This window comes from Rahnella sp. EDr1-12 (assembly GCF_049206505.1).
Taxonomy (GTDB): Bacteria; Pseudomonadota; Gammaproteobacteria; order Enterobacterales; family Enterobacteriaceae; genus Rahnella; species Rahnella rivi.
In genome coordinates, this window is sequence record NZ_JBLZNY010000001.1 from 153,425 (window position 1) to 171,850 (window position 18,426).

The 18,426-nt window shown below is 59.6% G+C and carries 14 protein-coding genes; 11 read left to right on the forward strand and 3 right to left on the reverse strand.

Annotated features, from left to right (window positions below; genetic code table 11):
* The first annotated feature begins 113 nt into the window (after positions 1–113).
* The 7 genes from ACO0U8_RS00660 to ACO0U8_RS00690 all read left to right on the forward strand — a co-directional run bounded on the left by ACO0U8_RS00660 (position 114) and on the right by ACO0U8_RS00690 (position 7,651).
* A complete protein-coding gene (locus tag ACO0U8_RS00660; protein WP_183846948.1) occupies positions 114–1,607 on the forward strand; it encodes an ABC transporter substrate-binding protein in 1,494 nt (497 codons plus the stop codon).
* On the forward strand, positions 1,604–2,464 hold the full coding sequence (locus tag ACO0U8_RS00665; RefSeq protein ID WP_056777336.1) for an ABC transporter permease: 861 nt from the start codon (positions 1,604–1,606) through the stop codon (positions 2,462–2,464). Before ACO0U8_RS00660 ends, ACO0U8_RS00665 begins: the two co-directional genes overlap by 4 nt.
* 1 nt (position 2,465) lies before the next feature.
* Complete coding sequence (locus ACO0U8_RS00670; RefSeq protein ID WP_136375195.1) at positions 2,466–3,380, forward strand: ABC transporter permease; 915 nt, start codon at positions 2,466–2,468, stop codon at positions 3,378–3,380.
* On the forward strand, positions 3,377–4,759 hold the full coding sequence (locus ACO0U8_RS00675; RefSeq protein ID WP_421670070.1) for a M20/M25/M40 family metallo-hydrolase: 1,383 nt from the start codon (positions 3,377–3,379) through the stop codon (positions 4,757–4,759). Before ACO0U8_RS00670 ends, ACO0U8_RS00675 begins: the two co-directional genes overlap by 4 nt.
* Positions 4,760–4,823: 64 nt before the next feature.
* Entirely contained in the window at positions 4,824–5,822 is a 999-nt protein-coding gene (locus tag ACO0U8_RS00680; RefSeq protein WP_122095382.1) for a 1-aminocyclopropane-1-carboxylate deaminase/D-cysteine desulfhydrase, read from the forward strand.
* A 1-nt stretch (position 5,823) separates the two neighbouring features.
* Positions 5,824–6,825 carry an ornithine cyclodeaminase gene (locus ACO0U8_RS00685; RefSeq protein WP_421670071.1) on the forward strand — a complete coding sequence of 334 codons (1,002 nt, stop codon included), beginning with the start codon at positions 5,824–5,826 and terminating at the stop codon, positions 6,823–6,825.
* Complete coding sequence (locus ACO0U8_RS00690; protein WP_421670072.1) at positions 6,812–7,651, forward strand: sulfurtransferase; 840 nt, start codon at positions 6,812–6,814, stop codon at positions 7,649–7,651. Before ACO0U8_RS00685 ends, ACO0U8_RS00690 begins: the two co-directional genes overlap by 14 nt.
* On the opposite strand, the gene ACO0U8_RS00695 is transcribed toward ACO0U8_RS00690, so the two are convergent.
* Complete coding sequence (locus ACO0U8_RS00695; protein WP_421670073.1) at positions 7,648–9,276, reverse strand: dipeptide ABC transporter ATP-binding protein; 1,629 nt, start codon at positions 9,274–9,276, stop codon at positions 7,648–7,650. The genes ACO0U8_RS00690 and ACO0U8_RS00695 overlap by 4 nt on opposite strands.
* Positions 9,277–9,995: 719 nt before the next feature.
* On the reverse strand, positions 9,996–11,288 hold the full coding sequence (locus ACO0U8_RS00700; RefSeq protein WP_421670074.1) for an NtaA/DmoA family FMN-dependent monooxygenase: 1,293 nt from the start codon (positions 11,286–11,288) through the stop codon (positions 9,996–9,998).
* Between the two features lie 317 nt (positions 11,289–11,605).
* On the opposite strand from ACO0U8_RS00700, the gene ACO0U8_RS00705 reads away from it, so the two are divergent.
* The 4 genes from ACO0U8_RS00705 to ACO0U8_RS00720 are packed head-to-tail and all read left to right on the forward strand — an operon-like array spanning position 11,606 to position 16,685.
* Entirely contained in the window at positions 11,606–13,222 is a 1,617-nt protein-coding gene (locus ACO0U8_RS00705; RefSeq protein ID WP_421670075.1) for an ABC transporter substrate-binding protein, read from the forward strand.
* 36 nt (positions 13,223–13,258) lie between these two features.
* Entirely contained in the window at positions 13,259–14,248 is a 990-nt protein-coding gene (locus tag ACO0U8_RS00710; RefSeq protein ID WP_056777370.1) for an ABC transporter permease, read from the forward strand.
* Positions 14,249–14,253: 5 nt separating this feature from the next.
* A complete protein-coding gene (locus tag ACO0U8_RS00715; protein WP_421670659.1) occupies positions 14,254–15,084 on the forward strand; it encodes an ABC transporter permease in 831 nt (276 codons plus the stop codon).
* The gene (locus ACO0U8_RS00720) at positions 15,081–16,685 is read left to right on the forward strand and encodes a dipeptide ABC transporter ATP-binding protein (RefSeq protein WP_421670076.1); all 1,605 of its coding nucleotides are present in this window, start codon (positions 15,081–15,083) and stop codon (positions 16,683–16,685) included. Before ACO0U8_RS00715 ends, ACO0U8_RS00720 begins: the two co-directional genes overlap by 4 nt.
* Before the next feature lie 868 nt (positions 16,686–17,553).
* On the opposite strand, the gene cobA is transcribed toward ACO0U8_RS00720, so the two are convergent.
* Positions 17,554–18,414, reverse strand: coding sequence for a uroporphyrinogen-III C-methyltransferase (gene cobA / locus ACO0U8_RS00725; protein ID WP_056777505.1), 861 nt, complete (start codon positions 18,412–18,414; stop codon positions 17,554–17,556).
* Between the last annotated feature and the right edge of the window lie 12 nt (positions 18,415–18,426).

The window sequence follows — 18,426 nt, forward strand, 5'->3', positions numbered from 1 at the left end:
AGGATATATCATGTATTGAGGAGTTGAACATTGCTTGTACGTTTTCTGTGACGCCGGACGTCACGTTAATTCCGTCAACTTTGCTGGCGGCTTCACTTTGGGAATGACCGTAGATGAAAATACCTGCCTTTAAGCTGGCTTCGCTGGCTGTGTTGATGAGCCTCATGACGCCGGTAGCCTTCGCTTCCGAACTGGTGATTGCCCAGACAACGTCCGCAACCGCGATGGATCCCGGTTTCCTTAAAGAGCCTGCCACGCTGGTAGACAACCTGTTTGACACGCTGGTGCTGCGCGATGCCAACATGCAGTTGCAGCCGGGTCTGGCCACCGCATGGAAAGCCCTCGATGACACCACCTGGTCGTTTACCCTGCGTCCCGGTGTAAAATTTTCTGACGGCGAACCGGTCAATGCGCAGGCGGTGAAATTCTCCATCGACCGCATTCTCGATCCGGCCAACCACTCACCGACCATTTCGTATATCCGCACGATAAAATCCGTTGAAGTCAGCGGCGATCTTGAAGTGAAAATTCATACCACCGGCCCGGATCCGCTGCTGCCAACCCGCATGAGCCGCTACCCGACTTACATTGTACCGCCAGCTTACGTCACAAAAGTAGGGGCGGCTGAATTTGCCCGCAAACCCGTGGGTTCCGGCGCGTATATTCTCAAAGAATTTGTCCCGGATGAAAAAGTCGTGATGCAGGCCAACGCGGATTACTGGCGCGGCAAGCCCGCAATCGATACCGTCACCTGGCGTCCGATCCCGGAAGCCACCGCGCGCATTACCGCCCTGCTGACCGGTGAAGTTCAGCTGGTGGATGGCGTACCGGCTGATCTGGTGCCAGCGCTGAAAAACAAGCCGGGCGTTCATCTCGAACAGGTTAAAAACGGCGGCCTGACTATCTATCTCGGGCTGAAGAACGATCAGAAACCGCTTAACGACGTGCGCGTGCGTCAGGCGCTGTCACTGGCACTGAACCGCACCGCGTATACCCGCGATCTGCTGCACGGATTTGGCACGCCGACCGGCACCATGGCCGGGCCGAAAGATTTTGGTTATCAGGCGATACCCGCCCCGGCGCAGGATATCGCGAAGGCGAAATCCTTGCTGAGCGAAGCCGGTTACCCGCAAGGGTTCACCCTGCGCTTCCAGGCACCGCGCCGTTACATTGCCAGCGCCGACGTGGCACAGGCCATCGTGCAGGATCTGGCTGCCATCGGGGTGAAAGCCGAGCTGGAAGTGCCGGAGTGGTCGGTTTACACCCAGCAGGTTGCCGCACAAAAACAGGCACCGATGTACATGCTGGCGTGGGGTTCAACGCAAACGCTTGATGCCGACGCCGCGCTTTACCCCATTTTGCATTCCGGCGAACCCTATTCGACCGTCAGTTCACCGGAGCTGGATGCCTTACTCAACAGCAGCCGCCTGACCGTCGATCCGGCCCGTCGTGAGAAAATCCTGCAACAGATTCAGGACGTGGTGGCGCAGCAGCAACCGCTGATCCCGCTGTACAAAGAAGATGCGTTGTACGCGAGTGCTGACAACCTCACCTTCAGCGGCCGCGCCGATGCCCGTATCCCGCTGTTTGATCTGAGGCTCAAATGATTTCACCGCGACAGGCTTTGCTGAGAAAACCCCGCCGCCGTTTTTACGGTGACGGCGTCCTCGGCGGACTATTGCTCCTGCTGGTGATCGTCCCGGCGCTGCTCGCGCCGTGGCTTCCTCTGCCCGATCCGCTGATTAACGATCTGGCGGCGGCGTTCTCGCCTCCCGGCAGTTCGGGCTCAGCGGGCGCGCACTGGCTGGGCACCGATCAGCTGGGTCGCGACCTTCTTTCCCGCATTCTCTCCGGCACCCGCCTCTCGCTGATGGTGGTGATGCTGGCGGCGGTGATCGCTGCGCTGATCGGTTCCGCACTCGGCATGATCGCCGGTTACGTCGGGGGCTGGCTGGACGCGGTGATCATGCGCCTGATGGATATCCAGCTCGCCGTGCCGTTCATCCTGCTGATCCTGCTGGTGATGGCGCTGTTTGGCGCAACGCTCAGCAACATTATTGTGATCATGGGCGTCACCAGTTGGGCGATTTACGCCCGCGTGGCACGGGCGAAAACGCTGGAAATTCGCGAACTGGAGTACATCGAATCCGTGAAAGCGATGGGCTTCTCCACGCCGCGCATTTTGCTGCGCCACGTCTTACCCAATCTGATGACGCCGCTTATCGTGCTGCTGACGCTGGATATTCCGCGGCTGATTGTGCTGGAGGCGTCAATTGGCTTTCTCGGCATGGGCATTCAGCCTCCGACGCCGACCCTTGGCAATCTGATCGGCGAAGGCCGTTCTTACATGCTGCTGGCGCAGTGGCTGGTGCTGTATCCCGGCCTGGTGATTGCCGCGCTGGTGATCGGCTGCAATTTGCTCGGCGACAGCCTGCTGCGCAAAACCCACACGAGGCTCGACTGATATGTTGCGCTATATCCTGCACCGCCTCGCCCAATCCGTTCTGGTGATGTTCGGCGTGTCACTGCTTATTTTTTACAGCCTGCATCTGACCGGCGATCCGGCCGCCGTCATGATGCCACCCGGCTCCAGTCAGCAGGAGATGGAGAATTTTCGTCACAGCATGGGCTTTGACCGGTCACTGACCTGGCAATACTGGCATTACCTGACCGGCGTGCTGCAGGGCGATATGGGTGAATCGCTGCGCTACAGCCAGCCGGTCACCGAACTGATTTCCCAGCGCGTTCCGGCGACATTACTGCTCGCCGTCACCGCGCTGGCCTGGAGCACGCTGGCCGGTTTACTGCTCGGGATCCTCAGTGCGCTTCGTCAAAACACGCTGTGGGATCTGTTCGCCCGCCTGCTGGCGTTCAGCGGCCAGGCCGTGCCGGTGTTCTGGCTCGGCTTGTTGCTGATCATCGTGTTCAGCCTGAATTTACGCTGGCTGCCCTCCGGCGGCTACGGCAGCGCCAGCCAACTGGTGATGCCCGCACTGAGCCTGGGCGCGTATTACATGAGCGCCATCGCCCGCCTGATCCGCGCCAGCCTGATAGACGTTTTACAGCAGGATTATATCCGCACAGCCCGCGCCAAAGGGCTGAGTCAGTGGCGCGTTGTGGTGCGCCACGGGTTACGCAATGCGCTGATCCCGGTGATCACCGTTCAGGGCATGTATTTTGCCTCACTGCTCGGCGGCGCGCTGGTCACGGAAATCATTTTTGCCTGGCCGGGGATTGGCCGCCTGGCGGTGCAGGCGATCCAGAACCGTGATTTCCCGCTGGTGCAGGCCATCGTGCTGCTGGCCGCGCTGGTGTTTGTCGGCATCAATCTGATTATCGATCTGCTTTATGTCGTGCTTAATCCGAGGATTCGCCTGTGACCGTAGAGATCCCTGCTGAACTGCAACCCACCCTCGCCGTTTTGTCAGCCATTACGCCGTTTGCCAGCGTAGCCGGGCGAATTGATGAGCAACGCGAACTCGCCCGCTGGCTGGAAGCCTGGATCATCCGCGAGCTGGGCGGCACGCCGGTTATCACCGTCAGCCAGCAATCTGCAGGCGACGCGCCGCCGCTGGTGCATCTGCGCATCGACATGCAGGCCGCGAAAACGCTGGTGCTCTACAACATGTATGACGTCATGCCCGCCGGACCGGAAGGCTGGGAGCACCCGCCGTTCAGCGGCGGATTCAGTGACTGGCCGGGCATTGGCGCCGTGTTTGTCGCGCGCGGAGCCGAAAACAACAAAGGCCCGCTGGCGGGGATGCTGACGGCCATCAAATCCCTGCGCGATAGCGGTGCCCTGCGGGTCAATCTGGAGATCATCCTTGAAGGTGAGGAAGAGACGGGCAGCGGGCATTTACGCCGCTATCTGGCACAAACACCCTGCCCGGTGGCACCCGCTGACGCGGTCTTTTTCCCCTCGCTGTGCGAATACGGCGGCGGCGAACCGCGGGTTTACCTCGGTTTCAGCGGGCTGAGCGGCGGCAGAATTGAAGTCAACGCGGGCAAATGGGGCGGCCCTCATGCGGCAATCCATGCCAGCAATGCCAACTGGATCGCCAACCCCGTCTGGCACCTGGTGAACGCCCTGCATGCCATTGCGCCTGCCAAAGACAACGGCGTGATGGCGCGACGGCAGACCGACGAACAGGCGACCCGCCTGCTGACCACTCTCGCCGACCGGTTCAGTATCGAAGACGAACTGCGCTTTCGTCGCAGCGAAAAACTGTCCGTACACGGCGATACGCTTGCCTGCCTGCAACAGCTGATTAACGGCGCGGTGCTGAACATTTCCGAAATCCGCAGCGATCCGTCCGATGCGCGCGGCGTGATCCCCCACCGTGCCAGCGCCGAATTTGCGCTGCGGGTGCCGCCCGGCATCGACGGGGAAAGCCTGCTTAACGGCATCAGGGAAACCCTGTCGCGCCCGGAATTCAGCGGCGTGACGCTGACGCTGGACGACAGCTATCCCGGCCACCGCTTCCCGCGCGAAAGTGCCGGGGTGGACGCGCTGCTCGCCAGCTATCAGGCGCAAGGTGCCACGCCGCAAATCTGGCCCTGGGCGCCCGGCTGCGCGCCCGCCTACACCTTTGCGCACGTGTCTGAAGCCTTTTTGATTGGCGGCCTCGGCCACGGTGGCAACGCTCACGGCGTCAATGAATTCGTCACCCTGCGCGGGCTGGCACGGTTTCAGCAATCCGTCACCGACTGGATACAGTTCTTCAGCAACGACACCTCTTTTTCAACGGTGACGGAGTGATCTCCGCCGCTGTTTTGCGTCAACTCCCGGGAAAGTTTTAAAAAATAATCAGCAGGAAAATATGATGAAACAAGCAGATGATTTTGAACGTGTTCCACTGGGGTTTTTCCCCACACCTCTCGAGCGTCTGGCCTCGCTCAGTACCTCGCTTGGCATCACGCTCGACATCAAACGTGATGATTACACCGGCTTTGGCGGCGGTGGCAATAAAGTCCGTAAGCTGGAGTATCTGATGGCTGACGCCTGCCGCAAGCAGGTCAAGGTGGTCATCACCACCGGCGGCCATCAGTCCAACCATGCCCGCATGGTGGCAGCGGCGGCACGTAAGTTCGGCATGAAACCGGTGCTGGTGCTGCGTGGCGACGCGCCTCAGAGTTATCAGGGCAACCTGTTGCTCGATAAGCTGTTTGGCGCGGAGCTGGAGTTCCTCGACCCCGAGGGCTATTTCACCCAGATTGAAGGCGCCATGAACGCCCACGCGGCGGCGGCAGAAGCCCGTGGCGAGAAAGCCCTGATCATTCCGCTCGGCGGTGCCACGCCGCTCGGCGCACTGGGCTACGTGCGCGCGGTCGAAGAGATGGATGCTCAGCTCAAAGAGCGCAATCAGCCACCGCCGCAGGTGATCGTCGCCCCCACCGGCTCCGGCGGCACTCTGGCCGGATTGTACGTCGGTGCCCGTAAATACTGGCCTGACACCCGCATCGTCGGCATCAGCGTCAGTGCTAAGGCCGAATGGTTCCGCACACGGATATCCGCCATGGCGCAGGATTGCGCCGATCTGCTCGAATGGCCGCAACGCTGGACTCCCGACGATATCTGGATTGAGGATGAGTACGTCGGTACAGCCTACGGCGTGCCGTCTGCCGGGGGGATTGACGCCATTTACCGTGTCGCGCAGGAAGAAGGCCTGCTGCTGGATCCGGTATACACCGGCAAGGCCATGCACGGCCTGATCGGTCTGGTGGAACAAGGCAAAATTAAAGCCGGTGCCACGGTGATTTTCGTCCACTGCGGCGGTTCACCGGCGCTCTATCCCTTTGCCCAAACGCTGCTGGAGCACTGAGATGACGGAGGGTTTTCGCTATCTGAGCCGGCAGGATGTCATCGCGCTCGGCGGTACGCTGGCGCAGGCGGCGCTGGATGATGTCTGTGACGTTGTCACGCTGATGCGCCACCACGACGCCGAAATGCCTGCGGAAACCCATGTCAGCCTCACCGGCCAGCGTGGCAAAGCCTATGCATTACCGGCGCGGGTTGGCGGGCGTTTTAATGCTGCAGGCGTGAAATGGACCGCCCACCGGCCAGACGCACAGGACCATCTGCCGCAGGCAATGGCGCTCACGCTTGTCAGCCGGGCGGATAACGGTCTGCCGCTCGGGCTGGTGGAAAGTGGTGCGCTGACCGCCACCCGCACGGCGGCCGTGAGCGCACTTGCCCTGCGTCATGCCGCGCCGCGCACCGTGCAGCGCGTGCTGCTGCTGGGGGCTGGCGTTCAGGCGATGGCGCATCTGGATATGCTGCGTGAGTTGTTCGGCAATTTGCTGGAAGTCAGCTGGTGGGATCGCCGCCAGCGCAGTTTGCCGGTTGATAGCGCGTCTTTGCCGTGGCCACTGGTTAACGTCGAAAATTTGCAGGAGGCGCTCAGCCGGGATATTGACGCAGTGATCACCTGCACCAGCGCCGCTGAACCTCTGCTGGAAGCTGAGGCGATGCGCCCCGGACGGCTGGTGATCCAGGTCGGCTATCACGAAGTCAGTTTTGCCGCGATCCGCTGCGCCAGCCGCGTGGTGGTGGATTTATGGGGTGATTTCTGCGAAACCAGTGCCAAAAGTCTGTTCCAGATGTACCGCGCCGGTGAATTCAGCAGGGAGCGGGTAGATGCAGATTTAGGCAACCTGCTGCTCGACGGCTGGCGGCCTGCCGCCGCAGACAGCGTCTATTTTTCCTCTTTTGGCCTCAACGTGTTCGATATCGCCCTGGCCTCGCGGGTCCTGCGGCTGGCCGCTGAACGCGATACCGGCACCCTGTTACCGTTTTTCCCGGAGTCCGCCCATGCCCCTGAATAATTCCCTGCTGATCGGTGCGGCTGAACTGCGCGCCCGTCTGGCGCAGGGTGAGTTATTTGCGCTGATTGACGTCCGTGAACGGGTGCAATGGCAGCAGGCCACCCTGCCTGATGCCTGCCATCTCAACGTGTACGACTATTTTATTCCTGACAGCAGCGACGAAGGGATCGTCAGCATGGCTCACGCCTTTTATCGCGCGTGGCAGGCGCTGCTCATCGGTGACAACGTCACTCCGGTTTTTTTCGAGCAACAGGTGGGCATGCGCTCGCCACGGGGCGTCTGGTTTACGCAGTTTGCCGGCATTTCGGGGGCGTTACTGCTCGACGGCGGTGTGGATGCCTGGGTGCAGGCCGGTGGCGCGCTGTTACCCGGACAGGGTTTGCAGGCTGAAATCAGCGCACAAAACCCTGACTTTTCACCCGCTCCCGTAATGCACAAACGCCTCACCGCCACGCGGGCTGACGTGCTGGCTGCAGCGCAACACCACACGCAGATTGTCGATGCCCGCAGGCAAAGCGAGTATTCCGGCGAGTTTGCCCATGAATGCTGTCACCGCGCCGGGCGTATTCCCGGCGCCACACTGCTGTTTTGGGAGGATGTGATACAGGACGGTCAGTTTCTGGCAGCCGGCGAGCTTCGTCAGCGTGCTGAAAAAGCCGGGATTTCACCCGACAGTCGCGCCATTATTTATTGCCACCGTGGCGCACGGGCAGCCACGGTGTATGTTGCGCTTCAGCTGGCGGGTTATCAGCATCTGGCGATTTATGTCGGCTCCTGGCATGAATGGGCTGAACATGATGAATTGCCGATGCTGACCGGTTTCTAGCTGGCTTTACGCAGTTGCAGCGCCTGCACAATATCCGGCGCCGCGGCCAGCAGCTGGCGGGTATACGGGTGTTGCGGCGCGACAAGCACCTCGCTTGTGGTGCCACTTTCCACCACTTTTCCGTGATACAGCACCACCACGCGATCGCAGACCTGCTTCACGGCAGCCAGATCATGACTGATAAACAACACGGTCAGCCCCAGTTGTTCACGCAGTCTGTCCAGCAGCGCCAGTATTTGCCCGCGAACCGATAAATCCAGTGCCGAAACGGCTTCATCCGCGACCAGTAACTCCGGTTCCAGCGCCAGCGCACGGGCAATCGCCACGCGCTGACGCTGGCCGCCGGAAAACGCACCGGGTAAGCGGCTGGCGTGATGCGCTTCCAGCCCGACCAGTTTGAGTAACTCCTCCACCCTTGCCTGAATCTGCCCCGCCGGACGTAACTTATAGACCCGCAGCGGCTCGGCGATTTGCTCACCGATGGTCATTTTCGGGTTCAGGCTGGCATAGGGATCCTGAAAGATAATTTGCGCACGGCGACGCATTTTCTGCCGGATGGCCTGGCTGGCGAGGGTCAGGGATACCCCGTCAAATTCGATATCGCCGCTGTCGGTGTCAATCAGCCCCATAATCGCCCGCCCCAGCGTCGTTTTACCGGAACCGGATTCCCCGATAAGCCCGAGAATTTCGCCACGGCGGATATCCAGCGTGGTGGGGAACAGCACCGTCTGGCGTTTAGCGGCAACAAAAGGCAGAGAGCGGGTTTGCGCATAACTTTTGGTCAGCGCCTGCAACCGGATAAGCGGTGCCTCGTCGCTTATCTGTGCGCCTGCCGGACGCTCCTGCGGTTGTGAGGCGGCAATCAGTTTGCGGGTATAGGGTTCCTGCGGCGCGGTCAGCAACTGCCCGACCGGCCCCTGCTCGACCAGGTTTCCCTGATGCATGACATACGCGCGGTCGGCGTAGCGGGCAACGATGCTTAAATCGTGAGTAATCAGCAGGATCCCCATTTCCATTTCCTGTTGCAGTTCCTGCAACAACGCGAGGATTTGCGCCTGAATGGTGACGTCCAGCGCGGTGGTGGGCTCATCGGCAATCAGCAGACGGGGTTTAGAGCTGATGGCGCTGGCGATCATCACCCGCTGGCGCATCCCGCCGGAAAGCTGATGAATATACTGCTTCGCCCGCTGCTCAGGGTTAACGATGCCCACGCGATCCAGCAAGGCGACCGCGTCGCGATGCGCCTGTTTCCAGCCAATCTGCTGATGGCGAACCAGCACTTCCGCGATCTGCTCCCCGACTTTCAGCACCGGATTCATGCTGGTCATCGGCTCCTGAAATATCATCGCCAGTTCTTTGCCGCGCACCGGCGCATCGTAAGGCACATCCGGGCTGGCAATACGTTTATCCTCCAGCCAGATTTCGCCCCCGCTCATCAACACGCCGGGCGGCAGCAACCCCATCAGCGCCAGCGAACTGAGGGTTTTCCCCGAGCCTGATTCCCCCACCAGCGCCACTATTTCGCGTCTGTTCACCTGAAAGGAGACAGGATTTACCAGCGGGATCCCTGAATCGGTATGAATCGCAAGACTGCGGATATCGAGAAGCGGTGTGGATGGGGTCATAACGGGGTTTCCTGGGTGGAAAGTGAGCATAGAGGATATATCGTATATTGTTGAGGGGCAACAGGTACCCATTTAAGGTCAAGTTCAACTTCAACTTCAAGTTCAACACCGTGGGTTGCCACCCACACCGGCCTTAAGGGGGCTTATCGCCGCCCCCCTTAAGAATCCCGGGCTCTTTCACTGCGCGCTACCGCTCGCGGGCTATATTCCAGCGGCTCCGGCTATTGCCGCAAACGCCGCCGCTGCGCGGTTCTCTCATTTCAGGTTCGGACCCGCTCGGAAAAACACCCTCGCGGTTTCTCACCGTTCATTCGACGTCGTTTTGAGCGCGGCCAGAGGCTATGTAAACAGGATTATTTTCTCATCCCCCTTCGCAGAGTGAGGATAAAAGCAAAGCAAAGCCAAAACCAAACACATCGTTTCGACTTTAAAAATGCCAGTGGCCGCGCTCAAAAATCACGCCGAAGGGAGAGGTGGAAAACCGCGCGTCTGTTTGCGCGGGTTGTAACCCGACCGGAGGGCACCGCAAAGCGGCGGGATTTTGCGGCAATAGCAGGAGTACCTGAAAAATAGCCTGCGAGCGGCAGCGCGCAGTTAAAAAAACGCAGGATTCCAAAGGGTTTCGTTTAAAACCCTTTGGGCCTGTTTGGGCGGCGAGCCCAAGGTCTTGAACTTGAAGTTGAAGCTGAAGCTGAAGTAGAGGATAAAACACCCCTGTTTTACCCCCTCCCCCTTATCCCCAAATTCTCCCTGAAATCCCCCCCGCTGTACTCCGTATCAATCAACCCGCGGCGGCGTAATTCCGGGAGTAAGCCGTTGAGCAGCAGGTCCTCCTGATCCGGCTGGCCCAGCCCGTGCAGGGAAATCACATCCAGCACGCCCGCCTGGTAACGTTGTTCGATGGCGTCGGCCAGCGTTTCCGGGGTACCGGCGACAAACCAGTGGCCGGTTTCCTGTGCCTGAATGATCAATTCGCGCAGCGTCAGCCCCTGTAAGGCAAAACGTTTGAAGATTTCTGCGCGCCCGCGACGCCGGTTGACCTGCTCAATGTCAGGCAGCAGGCGCAACGGGACAGGCTGATCCAGCGCCAGATCCTGCAGGTCAATCTCGCCACCGAGCATGTCCGCCACTTTCAGGCGTCCCTGCTCGTAATCGATGCGCTCATGCTTTTCAAATAACCGGCGCGTCACGTCTGACGGGCTTTCGCCGATGATCGAATGGAACGAGTTCATGATTAACGGACGATTTTCGCGGCGGCCAAACGCATCCGCATGATGGTGTACCTGTTCGACAAAGTGCTTCGCATCCTCAAAGGTGGGCTGTGAGGTGTAAATCACTTCGGCGTAGCGGGCGCCCAGCTTCAGCCCTTCTTCGGACTGCCCGGCCTGAAACTGTACCGGCCGGTGCTGCGGCGGTGGTGGCACATTCAGCGGCCCCTGCACGCGGAAAAAATCGCCGTGATGATGCACCGGATGCAGCTTGCGCGGGTCGATGGTGACTGAACCGCTTTTATTGCGGCGCACGGCGTCCGGCTGGTTGGCATCGAACAGCGCGTTGATCACCTCGATAAATTCGGTGGCACGGGCATAACGAACCTGTGGCGCAGGCAGGGTGATTTCCCCAAAGTTCTCTTCCCCCACCGACGACGTCACCGCGTTCCAGCCCGCACGGCCTCCGCTGACGTGATCGAGCGTGCCGACCAGCCGGGCGAGGTTGTAAGGGTGCTGATAAGTGGTGGAAATCGTGGCGATAAGCCCGATATGCGAGGTGACCTGGCTCAGTGCGGCAAGGGTGACAACAGGATCCTGACTGCCGGTCGAACCGGACAGTCCGTCCGGGTCAGCCTGCAACAGATCGGCGGTAAACAGCCCGGTGATCTTCTCTTTTTCCGCTATTTTCGCCTGCGCAATGGCACGGGTAATACCGGTCACGCGCCCCTGATCGTTGGAGGCGTATACCACGCTCCCTGCCCCGACCAGAGTTTTCAGACGACGGCGAGATTGGATAGTCAAATGATCTCCTTAATTTGAATAATGAGTCTGCGTTAAAAATAGAGATCAGGGTTATTTACGCCACGAAGAAAAAAGCATTTGAATACGACAAAAATGAATAAACCCGCACTGACACATCCGCAGAAATAACCCCGCCCGGCAGGATGCGCGCCAAAGTCATTTATTTACGCTGGTAAGCAAATATTGTGATTTTACAACCCGGCAACGCGCCTTTAATAATCATTACGGGAATTGCGATTCCCTATAACAGATCCAGCGCATTCATCTTTGTTGATGTATTTCAAATACCGTCCGGGTATGACTTTAATGGGAAAAATATGAAAGCCTCTGCCGCCTCACTGTCTGCTTTAACGCTGTTAATTCTTTCCTCCGGCCAGGCGCTTTACGCGGCTGAAAAACCGGTGTCAGGCGGAACCCTCACCTGGGGCGTGGAAACCGAACCGAATACGCTTAACCCTCAGCTGAACGGCCAGTCCAAAGCGGAACTGATCCTGCGCGTCGCCTACGAGTCGCTGCTCGCGCGTAAACCTGACGGCAGTTATATTCCGTGGCTGGCTACCGGATATTCGGTGTCAGAAGACGGCAAAATCTACACCTTCACCCTGCGCGATGACGTGAAATTCTCCAACGGTGAGAAGTTCAACGCCAGTGCCGTGGCGGAAAACTTCCGCCATGCGCAGGATCCGGCCTATTGCGCAGGCTCCAGCATCTGTGCGCTGGCCGGGCGGATCGACAGCGTGGCCACCCCCGACGAGCACACCGTCAGCATTACGCTGAAACAGGCCTACAGCCCGTTCCTCTCTTTCGCCTCCGGCCTGAAACTGATTTCGCCGTCATCCTGGACCTCACCTCAGCTCAAATCAGGCGGCACGGACATCGCCGGGACCGGCCCGTTTATCCTCAAACGCTATGAGAAAGGCCAGCAGATTGAGTATGTGCGCAACCCGGATTACCACTGGGCGTCTGCCAATGCCCGCCATCAGGGCCCGGCCTATCTGGAAGGCGTGACTTACCGCTTCCTGCCTGAATCTTCGGTGCGCACCGGCGCACTGCTTTCCGGCCAGGTTGACGTTATCGAAGGCGTCTCCGGCAATGATGCGGGCGAATTCAAAGACAACGCGGATTTCTCTTATCAGCACGCACTGAATACCGGCACCCCTTACTCACTGTTTCTTAACGTGAAATACGGACCAACGCAGGAACTGAACGTCCGTAAAGCGATTTTACAGGGGCTGGATATTTCACCCATCCTGCAATCGATTTATCGCGGCGAGCGCACCCGCGTCTGGGGGATCACCTCACCGGTTGACCCGTTATACGACAACAGTCTGGTGAATAAATACGGCAACAACCCGGCGCTGGCGAATCAGTTGCTGGATGAAGCTGGCTGGAAAACCAAAGGCGCAGACGGTATCCGCACCAAAGACGGCAAACCGCTGACCATAGAAATCATTCAGGCGCAGGCCACGGTGCGCGATCAGCGCGATGTGTTGTTGCAGGCCTTGCAGGCGCAGGCGCGGCAACGTCTGGGTATCGATCTGAAAATCCGTTACGTCGATTCCGGCACCTATACCGAAGTGCGGAAAACCGGTGAATTCGGCTCGATCGCCAACTCCAATACCGATACCGACGGCATAGATATCGAAAACCATTACCTGCCGGTGAACGCCGGAGGGGCGATCAACTACAGCCGCACCGATGCCCCGGAGATCATTCCGTTGCTCAAAGGCGCGTCGCAAACGCTGGATAACAGCGAACGTAAAAACTTCTACGGTCAGTTGCAGAATTTTGCCGTGTTGCAGCAGGCGCTGGCGATCCCACTGTACGAGCCGGAAGACCAGATTGCCGCCGCGTCTTACGTTCATGACGTGGGTTTCAGGCCGTTCAAACAGATGCCGGAAAACACCTACGACGTCTGGCTGAGCAAGCACTGATCGGGCGCTCAGCATCAATAAGCAAGGAGTCACACCATGACGGTTGAAAGTTCACTGGCTTCACCCCGGCTGCCCGACACCCCGCCGTCATGGCGATGGCGGATCCTCCGGCGGCTGCTGAGCGGCGCGCTGGTGTTATGGGCGGCGGTGACGCTGTCTTTTATCAGCGTGCATCTCGCGCCGGGGGACATTGTCAGTTTACTGATGGGCGAACAGGTACAGACTCCGGCCATCGAGGCGGCGATCCGGGCGGAATGGGGGCTGGATCAGCCCCTGTACAGGCAATATCTGCACTATTTATGGCGCGTGCTGCACGGCGATTTTGGCCGCTCTTATATGCTCAATACTGACGTCAGTTCGCTGGTGCTGTCGCAGCTGTGGCCGACGCTCAAACTTACCGGTCTGGCGCTGGTGTTCAGCCTGATATTTGCCGTGCTGATGGCGGTGACCACCGCGCACCGCCGCCTGGGGCAGCGCATCGCCGGGTCGGTCGAGCTGGTTCTGGCCTCCACGCCCTCTTTCTGGCTGGGTATCGTGCTGCTGTTTATCTTCAGTTTTACACTGCGCTGGTTTCCGGTGGCGGGCGATCGCAGCTTTTCCTCACTGGTGCTGCCCGCGTTATCTCTGGGCTTATCGCTGGGTGCGGTAGTGTCACAGGTGCTGCGGCGCGGGCTGGAAGACGCGCTCGATCAGCCCTTTATGCTGACGCTGCGCGCCTGGGGTTTACCCGATACCACCCTGCGTTTGCGTCACGCCCTGCGCCACGCCGCCCTGCCCGCCGTCACCCTGACCGGCTGGCTGATTGGCGGTTTACTCAGCGGCGCGGTGATCACCGAACAGGTTTTTGGCCGTCCGGGGCTCGGCAAAATCACCGTGGATGCGGTACTGGGTAAAGACCTTCCGGTGGTGCTGGCGGTGGCGATTTTCTCCGCGCTGGTGTACGTGGTGCTCAGTACGCTGGTGGACATTCTCTATTTATTCATCGATCCGCGCCTGCGGGATGCGGACGGGGAGCACACGTCATGAGCCAGATGATCGCCACCGCCGGTCTTAAACGTCATTTTTCTGCGGGATTTCTGCTGGCCGCGCTGTACCTGTTACTGGTGCTGCTGGCGGTGATTTTCCCCGCGTGGCTTACCCATTACGATCCGCTGAATGCCGATCCGGTGAACGCTCAGTTGCCGCCCTCGGCTGAACACTGGCTGGGTACCGATCAGCTCGGGCGGGATGTGCTGGCGCGCATTATTTACGGCAGCCATTATTCCCTGCTGATAAGCCTTGCGGCAATGGCCGTCGCGGTCAGCATCGGCAGCCTGCTGGGGTTACTGGCCGGTTTGCTCAAAGGGCCGTTGGATGAACTGATCAGCCGCGCGGTGGACGTGGTGTCCGCCTTTCCTGATCTGCTGCTGGCGCTGATGCTGATCGCCTTTACCGGCCCCGGCACCACCAATCTGATCTTTGCGCTCGGCGTGGCGTCTATACCGCGCTTTACCCGCGTGGTGCGGGCGCAAACTTTTGTGGTGATGTCTTCGGGCTACGTAGAACAGGCGCGCACCTTTGGCCTGAAACGCCACGTTCTGGTGTGGCGGCACGTTCTTCCTCACGCCATTGCCCACGTGCCGGCGCTGGCAACGCTCGGTTTGGGCAGCGCCATTATCGGCACCGCCGGGCTAAGTTTTCTCGGCATGGGGCCGCAACCCCCCACCGCCGAATGGGGGCTGATGCTGGCTGAAGGCCGTAACTATCTGCGCAATGCCTGGTGGATCGGCGTCTGGCCGGGGGTAGCCATTACGCTGACCGTAATTTCTGTGAACACGCTGGGCCGTTACTGGCAGGCCACTTTTGAAGGGAAACAACCATGAGCGGCGACCTGTTTATCGATATCCGCAATCTGTCGATCTCTTTTCCTTCACCGCAGGGCGAAAAAGCGGCGGTCAGCGGCCTGAATTTGCAACTCAGACGCGGGGAATCGGTGGCTTTTGTCGGGGAATCCGGCTCGGGAAAAACCGTCACCGCACGCAGCCTGCTGGGGTTACAGGACGCCAGTGCGCGCATCACTGCTGACCGGTTTGTGATTGACGGTCAGGACATGCTGGGCGCCAGCCAGCGCCGCTGGCGTAAAATTCGCGGCAGCAAAATTGGTTATGTGTTGCAGGACGCGCTGGTGTCGCTTGATCCGCTGCGTCAGGTGGGTCAGCAACTGCGCGACGCCCTCATCGCCACGCAGCCCGGCGCGCCCCGTGAACTGCACGCGCAAACCCTTGCCCTGCTGAAATCTGTCGGTATTCCCGATGCGCAACACCGGCTGACCACGTATCCGCATCAGCTTTCCGGCGGTTTGCGTCAGCGCGTGTTGATCGCCACGGCGCTTGCGGGCAACCCCGGTTTGCTGATCGCCGATGAACCGACCACGGCGCTGGACATGACCGTACAAAAACAGATTCTGGATCTGCTGCAACAGCGGCGCGATAAAGGCGAAAGCCTGCTGCTGATAAGCCACGATCTCTCCGTGGTGGGGAAACTCGCCGATCGGATCCTGGTGATGCATCAGGGAAAAGTGGTGGAAGAAGGCATCAGCGAGGCACTGCTGACCGCGCCGCAGCACCCTTACACGCAGCAATTGCTGGCCGCGGTGCCCGGAACGGCGACGCGTGGCCTGAGGCTTTCCGGCACGCGAGGCGTCGCGTTGCCCGCCCGGCATATTTCCACGGAAATCCCGGTGCTGGAAGCCAGCGGTTTGTGCAAACAGTTCGCCGGAAAAACGGTGGTGAATCACGTCAGTCTGCGCCTTGCCGCGGGTGAAACGCTGGGGATTGTCGGCGAATCCGGTTCCGGCAAAACCACGGTGGCGCGCATGGTGCTCGGGCTGACCGAGCCCGGTTCCGGCACCATCACCATTCAGGGTCGGCGCTGGAGTCAGATCCCGGAATCCGACCGCAGGTTGCAACGCAAAGGCATCCAGCTGATTGCACAGGATCCGCTGAGTTCGTTTGATCCGCGATATAACGTTGAGAAAATCATCGGTGAGAGTCTGGACAGCGTCGGGATTTTTGGCGATGAACGCAAGAAACGCATCCGGCAGTTGCTGGATGAAGTGCAGCTGGGCGAGAGTTTTCTGCGCCGTTATCCGCGCGATTTATCCGGCGGTCAGCGCCAGCGCGTGGCGATCGCCCGTGCGTTCGCGCCCAATCCGGCGCTGCTGGTGGCCGATGAACCGGTGAGCGCGCTCGACGTCTCAGTTCAGGCGCAGGTGCTGGATCTGCTGGCCGATATGCAGGCAGAACACCGCACCGCACTGTTATTCATTTCACACGATTTAGGCGTGATCCACCATCTGGCCGACCGCGTGGTGGTGATGAAAGACGGCAGCGTGGTAGAACACGGACACGTCGATGACGTTTTCCACCGGCCCGCCCATCCGTGGACGCAGCAGCTGATCAACTCGCTGCCGGGGATGCCGTAGGGGGATGCAGGCGGGGCCTTGGGGAAGTTTCGGTTTCTCACCTGCGGTGATCGCTCAGCCGCTCAGGCTATTCCAAGGGTTGAACCCGACCTTTTGAGGCCTGGTGAAAGTTTCGGTTTCTCACGTGCAGTGCTCAACTCAGCGGCTGTCGCCGAAACCGCCCAAAAGGGGCCAGGACGGGCCCCTCTTGGATCTCCCACGTCTTTTTTACTGCGCGCTACCGCTCGCGGGCTACTTTCCAGCAGCTCCTCCTATTGCCGCAAAATCCCGCCGCTGCGCGGTGCCCTCCGCTCGGGTTACAACCCGCGCAAACTAACGCGCGGTTTTCCACCACTCCCTTCGGCGTGATTTTTGAGCGCGGCCAATGGCTATGTAATTCAAATGATTATTGAGTGCGGCCAATGGCTATGTAATTCAAATGATTTTTGAGTGCGGCTAATGGCTATGTCATTCAAATGATTATTAAGACTTAATTTTTTGATTTATTATTGATTTAAAACGTCGAAAACGGTGAGGTTGTGCTTTAAGAAGCCTCTGGCCGCGTTCAAAACGACGTCGAATGAACGGTGAGAAACCGAGAGGGTATTTTTCCGAGCGGGTCCGAACCTGAAATGAGAGGACCGCGCAGCGGCGGCGTTTGCGGCAATAGGAGGAGCCCCTGAAACATAGCCAACAAGCGGCAGCGCGCAGTTAAAAGAGCCCGGGGTTCTTAGGGGTGGCGGCGATAAGCCACCCCTAAGGCCGGTGTGGGTGGCAACCCACGGTGTTGACCTTAAGGCCGGTGTGGGTGGCAACCCACGATCTTGACGTTAAAACGTATTCACAGAACCCCCTGAAACAGCATCACGCAGTAAATAAGCCTGAAATATTAAGAGGCACACCGATAAGCACCTCTCAAACCCGGTGTGGGTGGCAACCCACGATCTTGACCTTCTCCATACCCGCAACTGCGTTGCCAGCCCCGATGCATCTCCACCACCTCCCCGACGATCAGCAGCGCGGGCGTTTGCACCTGCTCCGTGCGGATAAGCTCTGCCAGCGCGGTCAGTGTGCCGGTCAGTACCCGCTGATCGGGGCGGGTACCGCGTTCGATCACGGCCACCGGTGTGGAGGCCGCCAGACCATGCGCTATCAGCTGCTGGCTGATGTTTTCACTGTTGGCAATGCCCATATAAAACACCAGCGTCTGGCGCGTGGTGGCCAGTGCTGACCAGTCGATGTCCGGCTCGCCCTGCGCGCCGTGGCCGGTGACAAACCGGACCGACTGAGCCAGATCCCGGTGTGTCAGCGGGATACCGCTGGCTGCCGCGCAGCCCATTGCCGCAGTGATCCCCGGCACGATGTGGCAGATCACCTCATGCTGCTGGCAGTGCGCCATCTCTTCGCCGCCACGTCCAAAAACGAAAGGATCGCCGCCCTTGAGGCGCACCACGCGGTGTCCGGCCTGTGCCAGCGTCACCAGCAGTTGGTTGATCTCACCCTGTCCGAGCGTGTGATTGCGTGTCGATTTACCGACATCAATGCGCAGCACCTCGTCCGGGATCAGCGCCATCACCGGGTCTGAAACCAGCCGGTCAAACACCACCACGTCGGCCTGCACAATCACCCGCAGCGCTTTCACCGTCAGCAGCTCAACGTCGCCCGGCCCGGCGCCCACCAGCCAGACTTCACCCCGGCACACGGGCTGGCGCAGGTTCCCCGACGCCATAAGCTGAGAGATTTGCTGCATCTGTAATGACTT